Raw genomic sequence first — 11,883 nt, forward strand, 5'->3', positions numbered from 1 at the left:
ACCAGCTCAGCGGTGCACCGGGGCGGACGGATACATCCTGCACGAGGCCGTCACCTCCGCCACGGCCCCGGCGATGGCCCGGCGATCGCCGAGGTGGAGCCGCAACCCTGCCAGGCCCATTGCCCGTTGGGGCTGCGTTCCAGGAAGTACCCGTCGTCGGTGGCGGTCACCGCGAAGTCGAACGCACCGTAGACCAGCCGGAACTCGGCTGGTGCGGTAACCGGGAAGGTTCACCGTGATCGGAAGGCGGTCCGTGGTTGGGTCGAGCGCACGCGAAACGGCTGGTATTACTGGGGTATGCAGGAAGAGACCGCACGCTCCGCGATCGACACGTTCATCTCCGCGTTCAACGCCTCGGACGACAGCTATGTGACTGCCCTGCTCTCCCAGGCCCTGACCTCAGACGTGATCTTCTGGGGGCCGCTGGGTCGCACCGAAGGGATCGGGGCGGTCGAGCGGTTCGTGCTGGACATCCGACGCCACCCGGCCGGGACCGGCACGATGGTGCGCTGCTCAGCGGTGGACATGCCTGACGAATGGGCCCGGTACCAGTGGGTCTTCACCACGCCTGACGGAGGCCCCCGCCTGGCGGGAACGGATGTCGTCCACCTGCGACGGAGCCTCATCGACCAGATCATCGTCTTCGCGGGGGAGATCGAGCCGTGCGCCTCCTGATTGACGTCCTCCCGGTCCTTTAGGGCCGGGAGGAGGTCAGGACACTGCTTAGCGAGTGTCAGCTCCCGATCGGGAACTCACCCGCCTGGATCGCAACGATGAAGGAGTCCCAGGAGGCGGCCGGGAAGACGAGCGCCGGGCCGTGGGGGTCCTTGGAGTCACGCACGGGGACGAGGCCGGGGAATCCGGGGGCCACCTCGATGCAGTCGCCGCCGTTGCCGCCGCTGTGGCTGCTCTTGCGCCAGTCGGTCGCGTTGAGCTCGATCCTCGTCATCAATGAACCCCTTCAGCGCATCGGCGATCAGTGCAAGCGAGTCGGCGACTGGCAGTGCCGCCCCGTGGGCCAGATCATAGCTGCGGCGATGCGCCGCCACGATCGCCGGATCGTCACTGGCGTGCCCGCGATCCAGACTCTCGGAGTACACGCAGTTCCGACCGTCAGGCATCTCCAGCATCACCATGGACTTGTCGATGATGGCCTGTCGGGAGCCGAATGGCGCGACCTGGATGATCACGTTCGGGAGTTCCGCAACAGTCAGCAGGTGTTCCATCTGGCGTCGCATGACACCGGGACCGCCGAAGACGGTTCGAATGGCGCTCTCGTCCAGAATCACCAGCAGCAGCGGGCCCTCCGGATCGAGGAAGCGCGTCTGCCTCGCCAGTCGAGCCGCCGTCCGCTCCTCGATCTCTTCTGGCTTTCCGGCCGCATCGCTGATGCCGAAGACGGCCTCCGCGTACTCCCGGCACTGCAGCAGTCCGTGAATGACGGCCAGTTGGAAGATCCGTGCGGCTACCGCCTCGGCTTCCATGTCGACATGGATCTGGAACCAGTTCGGGTGTTCAACCTCGGCATTCCAGTCGACCCGATCCCAGAGCCGCTTCAGCGACCCGCCCGTGTCGAGCAGCACGTCGGCCCGCTCGACCATCTCCGGCGGCATGCGCCTCTGGCCGGACTCATACCTTGTGATGTTCGGTCGAGTGCAGTGCAGGAGCCTCGCCAGCTGCTCCTGCGTGTAGCCGGCCACCTCCCGGTAGAACCGCAGCTCTTCGCCGAAGATCCGTGCCGAACTGGCCGTCACTTCGCTCTTCAGCCGCCGGTGTGCCATGCCCGACCCCTTACGTACCGCATGTGTCTGGTACCTGATTTCGGCCATCACCGTACCTCTGCACCCCGGACACTTGAGACCGGAACGCAGTCATCTGCCTGCATAGCGTGATTGCGCGCTCCTGTCGCACGCCCCCCTCTGCCCCCGTGAGGTGCTCCCCCATGCTCAAAACCCACCAGCCCCGCGCGTTCGTCGCCCGCCTCGACTCGCGGACCGAATCCACGCCCCTGGCCCGCTACATGCTCCGGGCCTACCTCTCCGGGCTCCCCTCGGGCGAACGCTACGGCGACACGGCCGAGTTGATCCTCGGAGAGTTGTTCGCCAACGCCGTGCAGCACTCGGACGCGCCCGACGACCGGCACGTCGAAGTCCGCTTCTCGCTCGTCAGCTCCCGCCTGCGGATCGAAGTCCACGACGCCGGCTCCGGGTGCCCCGCCCTCCACGTGCCTGCCCCCGACGACGAGCACGGACGCGGACTCTTCCTCGTCAACAAGATCGCCGAACGCTGGGGCAGCGCCACCCGCCCCGGCGGCATCGGCAAGTTCGTCTGGGCCCACATCGCCCCCGCCCCGGCCCCCGCCCTCGTCACCGTCTGAAAGCCCGAACCCCCCATGAACCTCGCGACCCTCGCCCGCCACACCCTCTCCCGGGGCGCCACCCCCGCCGCCACCTACGCCCTGCTCGCCCGCCTCGGGCACCAGCCGCTGCCCGTCGCCCGCGCGGTCTGCCTCGCCCTCGACATCCCCCTCGCCGAGACCACCCGCCGCCTGGCCGACTGCCACGACGCCCTCCTCGCCGACCCCCGCCCCAACACCGAAGCCGACACCGGCGAACTCCTCGAAGCCCTCGGCGTCTTCGACATCCCCAAACCCCTCACCCCCACCGAACTCGCCGTCGTCGACCTCTTCCTGGTCGCCATCGACGCCATCGGCGGCATCCGCCCCGGCCACCAGCACGGCCTCACCCGCTGGTTCACCACCGGCAACCTCACCGCCGCCTACCTCTCCCTCGCCGCCACCCACCCCCTCCCCCGCACCGGAGACCCCACCACATACTGGACCACCCTCACCACCGCCGGCGAACTCCTCACCACGACCCCCAACCCCGACCCCCGCATCCGCTACGCCCTCACCCACTGCCGCACCCAGACCGCCACGCGGCGATCACGGCAGGCAGAATGACCACGGTGGCGCACGCCGCCACGGCATCAGGGAGCCCCCGCATGGCCGACCACTACCCGTACCGCATCGTCACCAGGCGCGGCGACCTGACGCTGATCTGGCGTCCCGGAGAGGGCGACGCCCCCGACGAGTTCGTCGTCGACGAACTCGTCAGCCTCCTCGCCTTCGCTGAGCTCGGGCCGCTGCAGGAATCCTGCGACCGCAACGGCTGGGAGCTCGTCCCGGAGGGCGAGGGCACGCTCGATCTGGCCGCCGTACGGCGGTGGGTCGAGCACCCCGGCCTCCCCGACCCGGTCGCGGCGGTCGAGTTGCTGGACGCGTGGAACTTCTTCGAGGACCTCTCCCACAGCCTGAAGGGCGGCCCAGCCCTTCCGTCCCAGGGGCCGGTCCATGACAGCGCCTACGAGAAGCTCTTCGGCGGCGAAGCCCTCGACGCGTCCGCCGGCGAGGAAGCCTGGACGGACGAGGAGACCACGGCCGTGCGCGAACTCCTCCGCGCGGGGCTGGACCTCTGGGAACGGGCCGTGCACGGATCCGGTGTCGGCCGATCGGCCACTACAGCCGCTACGGCCAGATGACGACGCCGTCGCGCACGACCAGCGGCATCAGCCGATGTTCCTCGTAGAACCGGGTGTATCCCAGGAGGATGCTGCCGTCCGCGAGCCGGTAGAGGAGTTCACCGGTGAGGTCGAACTGGTCGGGGGATCTCCTGCCGTCGGTCGCGGGCGTCAGGGTGCTGTCGGTCGACGTGGACGTCGAGTCGGTGAACGTGCAGGTCGAGTGCTCGGCGGTGGGGCACAGCTGCCCGGGGTGCGGGGACTGGTCGATCCGGGTGCACAGCTCCTACCTGCGGTTTCCCGTCGACGGTCCGGTCGGGGGCAGACGGGTCCGGTTGAGCTTGCGGGTGAGGCACTTCGTAGGCGGCAACCCCGGAGTTCGGGCGGTGGACGTTCGCCGAGCAGATCGAAGGGCTGACACGACGCCACGGCCGGTGGCCCGAGCAGTTGTGCGCCACGCTCGCCTCGGTCGGCCTGGCGGCTTGCCGGGCGGGCCGGCGCCCGGCTGGCCCGCCGCCGTGTTCGGGGTGTCGGTGAGCCGGATCACGGTGCTGCTTCTGGCCGAGGAGCTTCCCGACCCGGTGCCGCCGGCTCCTAGGGTGGTGGGCATCGACGAGTACGCGACGCGCAAGAGCCGCGCCTACGGAACGGTGCTGGTCGACGCCGAGATCCGCCGGCCGGTGGACCTGCTGCCCGACCGGGAGGTGTCGAGCCTGGCGGTCTGGCCGACGGCGGAGGCCGCGAGCCGGACGGCGGGGAGGTGGTTCACCCGGCGTTCGACGCGGGTTCGCCCGAGGTGGTAGCCGCATTGGCCCAGCCGGGCGGATTTACGTCACCCAGGATTGACTTTCAGACGGGCTGGCATATCGAAGGCAAAAATGGGTCGGAGCCTTGGAATCGCATGACAAAGTTTGGGTCATGGCACACGTGAAATGTCACATGGCTAGCAGTGCCTGTCTTCGAACGGTTTCTCACATCGTCTGAAGGAGAAGACCATGAACCGCATCACCCGCATCGCGGTGGGCGCCGCCGGTGCCGCCGCCCTGCTCGCGGCGCCCGTGCCGGCCTTCGCCGCCGCGACCGGCGCTGACACCGCCACCGCCACGGTCACGACTTGCAAGTACGGCCTCCAGGCCGGGTTGGCGACCTACGCCTGCGCAGACGTCACCGGCAGCAGCATCGTGATCTACGGGAAGATCGGCCTTGCCGGCCCGCCCGACGGGCCGGTGTCGTGGCAGACCCTGTACACCAATCTGTCGGCCGAGGTGGTCGGCGGCAACTCGCTTGGCTCCGTGAGCGGGAGCACGGCGTTCCATTCCACCGCGGTACAGGTGAACGGCTTCACCGCCACCGCCCCGTGCGGTTCGACAGTGCGTGCCACCTTCACGGTGCAGGGAAGCGGCCCATGGGGCACTCGGCCGGTGGTGGAAGTTCCGGTGACTTGCTGACGCTCCATCAATGTGAGTTCCGAGGCCGGGAGTTGTCAGCATCCTGGGCTCGGCCGCCGCGGCGGCCTGCATGGACCTCGTCCGCCGCAGAGGCCCACATGGATGCCCCGGCTCACGCATCCCCGGGGATGCGTGAGCCGGGGCATCCGGGCTCACGCGCCGGTCAGTACTGGGTGGTGACGGTGACGCCGCTGAAGGCGGTCTTGCCGTAGAGGGTGATGTAGCGGTAGCCGGCCGTGGTGTTGGTGACGGTCACGGTCTGGGTGGTGCCGCTGTTCGTGGAGGAGGCGGCGTAGTCCGTGTTGGAGGCCCAACTGGTGGGGCTGTAGTAGAGGTAGGCGGTCCCGGTACCGCCGGTGGCGGAGACGGTCAGCGTGGTGGTGCCGGCCGGCATGTAGATGTACATCATGTCCGCACTTCCGGCCTCGGCGGAGCGGTCGGCGCGGAAGCAGTTGTAGTCCAGCTTCCGGGTGTCGGGGTCGGTGCAGGCCACCGGTGCGGCCGGGGCGGTGACGGTGACGGTCCGGTTCGTGGTGGCCGTCTTGCCGTTGCTGTCGGTGACGGTGAGGGTGACGGTGTAGCTACCGGCGGCGCGGTAGGACTTCGCCGGGGAGGCCGCGGTACCGGTGGTGCCGTCGCCGAAGTTCCAGGCCCAGCCGGTGATGCTGCCCTTGCCCGCGGTCTCGGTGGAGCGGTCGGTCAGCTGGACGTTCAGGCCCCGCGCCGTGGCGTCGAAGGCCGCCTTCGGGGTGCCCGCGGTGAGGCAGGTGTCGGTGGCGCAGGTGTCGACCCACCTGGTGAAGTCGGCGTCGTAGGCGGTGCCGATGCCGTTGTAGTACGCGTAGGCGCGGGCGTAGTCGCCGGCGCGGAAGTAGCCGAGCATGGTCTGGACGACGCCCGGGTACCGCTCGATCATGTAGCGGGCGGCCAGGTAGCCCCAGTGGTAGGTGCGGACGACGTCGCTGTTCAGGTACGTGCTCTGTAGCAGGGTGCTGAGCGCGTAGGTGTGCTTGGGGGCCCAGGAGACCGCGTTGACGTCGGTGACGCCGCGGTAGGTGTAGGAGACGTATTCGGCGACGCCCTCGATCCACCACAGGTCGGGCACGCTGGTCTGCTGGTAGAAGTCGCCCTTCATGTCGTAGCGGGCGTCCAGGACGTGGGCGTACTCGTGGTTGAGGTTCCAGATCCGGGCGGTGAAGCCGTTCTCGTTCGGGTGCCGGTACATGAGGGAGACCGGCTGGTTGGCCGGGTCGCTCGGGGTCCCGGTCAGGGTGACCCCGCCGTTGTTGGTGTTCGCCTCGTATATCGCGCCGGCGTAGGTCTGGTAGTCGGCCTGGCTCGCGAAGACCACGAGCTGCACGGACGACTCGTACTGGCCGGGGATGGGGCCGTTGTCGCGGACGAGGCTGTGGAAGTACGCGTCCTCGCCCTTGAGGTCGGCGCAGACGGCGGCGAGTTCGGCCGCGGTGAGGTCCTGGGCCAGGACGGTGAGGGTGGCGTTGCAGGTCTGCCTGATCGGCAGCACCGCCTTGGTCAGCCGCTGCTTCAGGTCGCAGACGCCGTAGTAGGAGCACTGCTCCTTGTCGAAGAAGGCGGCCGTGTTGGCCGTGCCGACCCACAGCGGGGCGGTGGGGCCGGTCATCGACGAGCTGTCGAGCAGGGCCTTGGCCAGCGGGCGGATCCTGGCCTGGAAGGCCGGGTACTTGACGAACCGGGTCAGTTCGATGCCGGCGTTGGACTCCAGGAAGCCGGGGTAGGTTCCGAGCAGGTCGTGGTGGGTGTGGGTGAACGCGTCGAGGGTGTCGATGATGCCCGGGTCCGCGGTCACGGCGTCGACGAAGGACTTGAACTGGTGGCCCCGGTCCAGCGCGTTGAGGGCGCTGTTGACGTAGGTGAGCAGGTTCTTCGAGCTGTCGTACGCGCTGGTGTAGCCGTTCAGCACCTGCCGGTAGGTGTTCAGGTAGCGGCCCTGCTGCCCGGCGCTGTCGGTGAGGATGATGACGTCGTTGGCGACCTGGCCGTTCGCGTCGGTGACGTCCGCGGCGTGCGGGCCGGCCAGGAAGGCGTCGATGCCGCGTGTGACGGCGGCGGTCAGCGTCGCGTCGTAGGGGCCGACGTGCGCGAGGTCCTTCTCCTGCACGTAGTAGCCCGCGCGCAGGTACAGGACGACCTGCCAGGTGTCGGCGGAGTTGTCGCCGGGGTAGGAGGCGGCGGCGCTCTGGAAGGCGTCGGCCATCGTCGCCATCTGGCTCTGGCGGAACAGCGCCGAGGCGTACGGGCTGCCGCCGAGCAGGAACAGCGAGCCGATGCACTGGGGGGTCGAGGCCTTGACGTAGGACACCAGAGCGGCCCCGGTCCTGCCGGCGAAGTCGGCCGGGGTGCACGACTGGGCGGTGACCGGCCCCGCCACGAGCGCGCGCGGTGCGGCCTTGGCCAGGCCCTTGTCCGGGCCGGTCTCTTCCGGCGCCGTGACGGACAGCGGGTTGACCAGCGGCAGTTGCGCGGCCGTGAGCCGGCGGGCCTGCGGCGCGGCGGGGCTCTCGGGATCGGCGAACGGGCTGCCGGGCACCTCCGACGAGCTGCCGGAGGGCTGGTACGTGTTCGAAGCGGCCGGTGCGGGGGTGACCGGCGTGGGGGCGGCCTGGCTCGGTCCGGCGGATATGCCGAGCAGGACGGTGCCTGCCGCGGCAGCCGTGGCCAGCAGCCTGGACATGCGTGGGAGCGGACGCATCGTCTATTCCTTTGTGGGGGAAACGCGAACGGAGCGCCACGGACGTCGGGACGTGGGAGGCATCCGAAGCGTGTGACGCACCGTCTCACAGGACCGGCGGGGCGATCAATAGGGTGTGACATGTCACCTGTCTCGGATTCACCTCTGCCGAAAACGGCGGCCCTGGCACACCGGGGCCTGGCAGGCGAAGCGGTGCACCCGCAGGGCAACCGTCACGGGCCGCCCGCAGATGGGCAGATCCGACGGATAGCGCAGGTAGGAGCCGTGGACCCGCTCCGACCACGTCCCGCAATCCGGGCATGACGCACCCGGAGCAGCCACGCGGGCGGCGATCCGCACCACCGCACCGGACGCTTCGACACCGAAGACCTCCACCTGGGGCAGCACGGGAACAGCAACTCGCCGCGTGGCACCTCCGTGGCCGACTCCCGGTGCGCGTCGGTGGGTCGCCGAACCGTTCCACACTGGCCCGAGGACTCCGGCGCGGCAATACCCGGCACCGATCCCCATGTGATGCGCAACCGCTACGACCACGGCTACACGGGACGCCCCGTCAGCACGACCAGAACGGGTCGTCGTAGCGGGGGAACACGTCGAGCCGGCCGTCGGGCAGGGTCGGCTCGGGCTCGTAGGTGCCGAAGGGGTCACGGTCGCGGATGACCGGGATGGGGCCGACGGTGGCCTGGACGGTGATGTTGCCGGCGGCGCCGAAGAGCATGCACACGCCGTACCCGTCCGGTGTGGCGGCGAACATGGCGGGCTGGCGGGGGTTGACGGCGGTCATCCGGTATCCCCGGGCCTTCCAGCCGCGTTCGGTGATCCCCAGCAGCGCGCCGTACCGGGAAGGGGCGACCTTCGTCATCACATGGCGGTCCCGGGTGGCGGTGGCGTAGCCCAGGGACCGGTCCTCCGGGCCGGCCGTCTGCTCGGTGGAGCGGGGCCAGGCGTCCCAGTACCGCAGCGGGGGGCGGATGGCGGACATCGCCTCGTCGAGAAGCGCGTCGAGGGCCTGGACGGCCTGTTCGGGGGTCATGCGGAGACTTTCGGAGCGAGCGGGGAAGCGGGGCGGCGGCCCCGGGACGGCCGAGGACCCGGCGATCAGACGGACCAGTACGGGTCGTCGTACGTCGGCATGACGTCGGGGGCCCCGCCGGCCGTGGTCGGCTCGGGCGTGGGGGTGCCGAACGGGTCCTGGCCCTCCGGCACCGGGATCGGGCTGACGGTCGCCCCGATGTCGATGTTCCCGGCGGGGTGGATGGTGATGCTCACGCCGTGGCCCTCGGCGGTGGTGGCGAACAGGGCCTGGAGGTTGGCGGGCCCGGCTTCGACCTTGTAGCCCTTGGCCTGCCAGGTGTTGCGCACCGCGTCCAGCAGGGCGCCGTACTTGGCGGGGGCGACCTTGGTCATGACGTGGCGCTGGCGGGAGGCCTTGGCGTAGCCGAGGGAGTGCTCGTCCAGGCCCTTGGAGTACTGCACGGTGGCCTCCGGCCAGGCGTCCCGGCAGCGCAGCGCCGGCTGCACGCCCGAGGTCACCTCGTCGAGCAGGGAGTCGAGCTTCTGCAGGGCCTGCGCGGGCGCCATGAGCGGCCCGGGGGTCCCGCCGCCGCTCCGGCCGCCGCCCGTACCGCCGCCGCCCCCGCCGGCACAGGCGGTGACGCCGAACGCGAGGACGGCGCAGGCGACCGCCAGGACGAGGGCGGGGCGGGGGGAACGGTTCATCGGTGGTCCTGCCTCGTGACGTGGTCGTACTGTCCGGCCACGATCTGGCCGATGTTGTTGACGGATTCCAGGGTCTTCGACTGGGCGTCGTTGGGGTCGGTCATGTAGTCGGAGTGGGAGTCGAAGGAGAGCGACGGCCCGTCGGCGACCGCGAAGCGGTTGGCGCCGAACTGCTTGCTGGCCGGGTCCTGGCCGAACCAGAGCTCGTTCTCGGGGCCGAACCAGTCGTACAGCTTGTCACCGACGAAGCCCCCGAGCAGGGAACCGCCGCCGGGGCCGAGGAGTCCGGTGCCGATCTCGACGCCCGCGGCGTCGTTGGCGACCCGGTCCTTGCTCGGCAGGTGGCTGACCGGGTCGTTCTCCGCGTCGCCGACCCACACGTGCTCGGGGGCGATGTGCAGCTGCGAGGCCTTCTGCGCGCCCGTACCGGGAGAGCCGACGAGAATGATGTCGTCGGCGCCGTTGCCGCCGGGCATCTGCGCGCCCAGGCCCACCGTGGTGGAGCCGTAGCTGTGGGCGAGGGCGACCAGGTGCGCCGGCGGCCCGTCGTGGGTGGCGCGCAGGCCGGCCATGAACCGGTCGTAGGAGGCGCCGCCCTTGGACGCGCGGTCGGTCCCCATCACCTCCAGCGGGCGCAGGTCGCCGTCGGCGAGCTTCTCCAGGCCCGGCGGCGGGTCGTAGCCGAGCCAGACCATCGACGCAACCTCGGCGTTGGGGTCGGCGTTGTGCGCGGCGTTCCACACGTTCAGGGCGCGGTCGCCGTCCTTGCCGCCGACGGCGGCGAGCGTGGTGCCCAGCCCCGGCACGTACGCGCTGACGTTCTTCGCGGTGTCCGGGTTGCCGTAGCAGAGGATGCCGCGGCCCTGGCCCTCCTCGCTGACGCCGAGCAGGAACATGGGGGGCTGCTTGTCCTTGCCGGACTCCAGCCGCGCCCTGATCGCGCGGAAGCCCTCGAGCTTCTGCTTCTCGCCGTCCGTCAGCCCGGACTTGTGCTCGTACTCGGTGATGAGGTGGGCGAGGTTGAGCCGGTTGGCCTGGTTCCGGGCCTCCGCCGGGATGCCGTCGCGCATGCCCAGCAGGTCCGGATGGGACTCGATGAGCCGCTGCTGCTCGTCGGGTGCCAGCCCCTTCCACCAGGAGTTGACCTCGGTGGGCTGGGCGCCGGCGGGCGGGAACCCGGCGGCCATCAGGTCGATGCCCTGCTGGGTGACGGCCTTCAGGTCGGCGGCGGCCTTGTCGGCGTCGAGCCCCGTGCCGTTGCGGGCCCGCGCGGTCAGGTCGTCGAGCAGTTTGGCGACCTTCTGGTCGGCGTTGTCGGCGATGCCGACGGCGTGGGATATCCGGTTCGCGAGTGCCTTCGCCCGTTCGGGGACGTTGTACCCCGGGTCGTTGCGCTCGGCCTGGGACGGCGGGGGCCAGGACACGGCGCCGTCGTCGGCGACGGTCAGCCCCAGGTTCTGCGCCTCCTGCAGCGCGACCTTCAGCTCGGACTGGGCCAGCAGGAAGTTCTCCGAGGCCTCGCGCAGCAGCCCGGAGACCGCCGACATCTCGGTGTGCGCCGCGTCCAGACGGGTGCTGGTGCGCTGGAGGGAGGCGTTGGCGGCACCGGCGGCGTTGCCGACCCAGTTCGCGTTGAGGATGTGCTTGGTGACCTCGTGCTGCATCGTCTGGACGTGCTTGCCGAAGTTGCCGGCGAGGGTGTCGTACGCGGTCGCGGCCGGCTGGAGGCCGGACAGGTCGGCGTCGCGCAGCTGGGCGAGGGTGACCATCAGCCACCCGCCTGCGGCTTGAGGGAGGCGGCGCTGTTCTTGTCCGCGTTGCGGTAGCCGGCGGCGGTCTGGCCCAGCTTCAGACTGACCTGGTCGACCTCGGTGGCGAGGTTCTTCAGGCACTCCTCCCACGCGGTCGCGCAGTTCTTCAGCGAGGCGCCGACGCGCCAGCCGGACAGGGCGGCGGCGGCCTTGTCCGAGGGGTCGTGAATGGTCTTGAGCTCGTTCGGCATCGCCTCGGCGGTCTCCTTGGCCGCCTTGGCCGCCGTGTCCAGGTCCGCGGGGTTGACGCCGAAGGTCGGCGCGATCGGCGCCCCGGCCGGCGGGAGCCCGTAGAGCCCGACCGGTCCGCCCGGGTCCGCGTAGGCGTTCATGGTTGTCCGTCCCCCTGCTCGTCGACCTGTGGTGCGCGGACGAACCAGCCCTGGGGCGGCAGCGTGGCGATCGAACAGTCATGCGCCCGAACCGGTTCATTCGTGCAGGTGAACGTAGCAGACCCGGCCCGTCCCCTGGTGCCCGGCCGGCGCAGCGCCGTGGCGGCCCGATCAGGGCGCGACCGAACTGACCGGAAACTCGGGCGCGTTGGCGGCGCGGACCGACCTCTGGAGTCCCGGCGGGGGGGGGGGGGCCCCCCGGGGGGCCGCCCCGCCCGCCGCACCCCCCGCGCGGGGGGGGCCGCGGGGCGAGATAAGTAAAG

At 70.4% G+C, this 11,883-nt stretch carries 14 protein-coding genes and 1 pseudogene; 6 read left to right on the forward strand and 9 right to left on the reverse strand.

All coding sequences use genetic code 11. From position 1 onward, the window contains the following. Positions 1-50: 50 nt before the first annotated feature. Positions 51-209, reverse strand: a pseudogene (locus ACWDBB_RS18465) (ATP-grasp ribosomal peptide maturase); the annotation flags it as partial. An 88-nt stretch (positions 210-297) separates the two neighbouring features. Here ACWDBB_RS18465 and ACWDBB_RS18470 point away from each other — a divergent pair. Then, on the forward strand, positions 298-675 hold the full coding sequence (locus ACWDBB_RS18470) for a nuclear transport factor 2 family protein (RefSeq protein ID WP_449790599.1): 378 nt from the start codon (positions 298-300) through the stop codon (positions 673-675). 58 nt (positions 676-733) lie between these two features. Here ACWDBB_RS18470 and ACWDBB_RS18475 read toward each other — a convergent pair whose 3' ends face one another. Further along, entirely contained in the window at positions 734-871 is a 138-nt protein-coding gene (locus ACWDBB_RS18475) for a DUF397 domain-containing protein (RefSeq protein ID WP_449790600.1), read from the reverse strand. Next, entirely contained in the window at positions 834-1,781 is a 948-nt protein-coding gene (locus ACWDBB_RS18480) for a helix-turn-helix domain-containing protein (RefSeq protein ID WP_449790601.1), read from the reverse strand. The genes ACWDBB_RS18475 and ACWDBB_RS18480 overlap by 38 nt, the downstream gene beginning before the upstream one ends. A 161-nt stretch (positions 1,782-1,942) precedes the next feature. On the opposite strand from ACWDBB_RS18480, the gene ACWDBB_RS18485 reads away from it, so the two are divergent. From ACWDBB_RS18485 to ACWDBB_RS18505, 5 genes are all read left to right on the forward strand, one after another. Further along, on the forward strand, positions 1,943-2,377 hold the full coding sequence (locus ACWDBB_RS18485; protein ID WP_449790602.1) for an ATP-binding protein: 435 nt from the start codon (positions 1,943-1,945) through the stop codon (positions 2,375-2,377). A gap of 15 nt (positions 2,378-2,392) precedes the next feature. After that, on the forward strand, positions 2,393-2,962 hold the full coding sequence (locus ACWDBB_RS18490) for a hypothetical protein (RefSeq protein ID WP_449790603.1): 570 nt from the start codon (positions 2,393-2,395) through the stop codon (positions 2,960-2,962). Between the two features lie 41 nt (positions 2,963-3,003). Beyond that, complete coding sequence (locus tag ACWDBB_RS18495) at positions 3,004-3,540, forward strand: hypothetical protein (protein ID WP_449790604.1); 537 nt, start codon at positions 3,004-3,006, stop codon at positions 3,538-3,540. 512 nt (positions 3,541-4,052) lie between these two features. Continuing rightward, positions 4,053-4,322 (forward strand): hypothetical protein, encoded by a 270-nt coding sequence (locus ACWDBB_RS18500; protein WP_449790605.1) that lies wholly within the window; start codon positions 4,053-4,055, stop codon positions 4,320-4,322. A gap of 192 nt (positions 4,323-4,514) precedes the next feature. After that, positions 4,515-4,967: a hypothetical protein gene (locus tag ACWDBB_RS18505; RefSeq protein WP_449790606.1), complete on the forward strand. Its 453-nt coding sequence runs from the start codon at positions 4,515-4,517 to the stop codon at positions 4,965-4,967. Between the two features lie 163 nt (positions 4,968-5,130). Here ACWDBB_RS18505 and ACWDBB_RS18510 read toward each other — a convergent pair whose 3' ends face one another. The 6 genes from ACWDBB_RS18510 to ACWDBB_RS18535 form a co-directional block, all read right to left on the reverse strand. After that, positions 5,131-7,680: a collagenase gene (locus ACWDBB_RS18510; RefSeq protein ID WP_449790607.1), complete on the reverse strand. Its 2,550-nt coding sequence runs from the start codon at positions 7,678-7,680 to the stop codon at positions 5,131-5,133. A 156-nt stretch (positions 7,681-7,836) separates the two neighbouring features. Beyond that, positions 7,837-8,208 (reverse strand): transposase family protein, encoded by a 372-nt coding sequence (locus ACWDBB_RS18515; protein WP_449790614.1) that lies wholly within the window; start codon positions 8,206-8,208, stop codon positions 7,837-7,839. Between the two features lie 43 nt (positions 8,209-8,251). Beyond that, positions 8,252-8,731, reverse strand: coding sequence for a hypothetical protein (locus ACWDBB_RS18520; RefSeq protein WP_449790608.1), 480 nt, complete (start codon positions 8,729-8,731; stop codon positions 8,252-8,254). Between the two features lie 65 nt (positions 8,732-8,796). Further along, positions 8,797-9,417, reverse strand: coding sequence for a hypothetical protein (locus ACWDBB_RS18525; protein ID WP_449790609.1), 621 nt, complete (start codon positions 9,415-9,417; stop codon positions 8,797-8,799). Next, positions 9,414-11,186 (reverse strand): alpha/beta hydrolase, encoded by a 1,773-nt coding sequence (locus ACWDBB_RS18530; protein WP_449790610.1) that lies wholly within the window; start codon positions 11,184-11,186, stop codon positions 9,414-9,416. The genes ACWDBB_RS18525 and ACWDBB_RS18530 overlap by 4 nt, the downstream gene beginning before the upstream one ends. Next, positions 11,186-11,560, reverse strand: a complete 375-nt coding sequence (locus ACWDBB_RS18535; RefSeq protein WP_449790611.1) for a type VII secretion target — start codon at positions 11,558-11,560, stop codon at positions 11,186-11,188. The genes ACWDBB_RS18530 and ACWDBB_RS18535 overlap by 1 nt, the downstream gene beginning before the upstream one ends. Between the last annotated feature and the right edge of the window lie 323 nt (positions 11,561-11,883).

Source organism: Kitasatospora sp. NPDC001095 (genome assembly GCF_053598615.1).

Bases quoted from the DNA above. Each gene is read 5' to 3' on its own strand.
- ACWDBB_RS18470 (WP_449790599.1), top strand. From the start codon at position 298: ATGCAGGAAGAGACCGCACGCTCCGCGATCGACACGTTCATCTCCGCG.
- ACWDBB_RS18480 (WP_449790601.1), bottom strand. From the start codon at position 1,781: ATGGCACACCGGCGGCTGAAGAGCGAAGTGACGGCCAGTTCGGCACGG.
- ACWDBB_RS18485 (WP_449790602.1), top strand. From the start codon at position 1,943: ATGCTCAAAACCCACCAGCCCCGCGCGTTCGTCGCCCGCCTCGACTCG.
- ACWDBB_RS18490 (WP_449790603.1), top strand. From the start codon at position 2,393: ATGAACCTCGCGACCCTCGCCCGCCACACCCTCTCCCGGGGCGCCACC.
- ACWDBB_RS18495 (WP_449790604.1), top strand. From the start codon at position 3,004: ATGGCCGACCACTACCCGTACCGCATCGTCACCAGGCGCGGCGACCTG.
- ACWDBB_RS18505 (WP_449790606.1), top strand. From the start codon at position 4,515: ATGAACCGCATCACCCGCATCGCGGTGGGCGCCGCCGGTGCCGCCGCC.
- ACWDBB_RS18510 (WP_449790607.1), bottom strand. From the start codon at position 7,680: ATGTCCAGGCTGCTGGCCACGGCTGCCGCGGCAGGCACCGTCCTGCTC.
- ACWDBB_RS18515 (WP_449790614.1), bottom strand. From the start codon at position 8,208: ATGGGGATCGGTGCCGGGTATTGCCGCGCCGGAGTCCTCGGGCCAGTG.
- ACWDBB_RS18520 (WP_449790608.1), bottom strand. From the start codon at position 8,731: ATGACCCCCGAACAGGCCGTCCAGGCCCTCGACGCGCTTCTCGACGAG.
- ACWDBB_RS18525 (WP_449790609.1), bottom strand. From the start codon at position 9,417: ATGAACCGTTCCCCCCGCCCCGCCCTCGTCCTGGCGGTCGCCTGCGCC.
- ACWDBB_RS18530 (WP_449790610.1), bottom strand. From the start codon at position 11,186: ATGGTCACCCTCGCCCAGCTGCGCGACGCCGACCTGTCCGGCCTCCAG.
- ACWDBB_RS18535 (WP_449790611.1), bottom strand. From the start codon at position 11,560: ATGAACGCCTACGCGGACCCGGGCGGACCGGTCGGGCTCTACGGGCTC.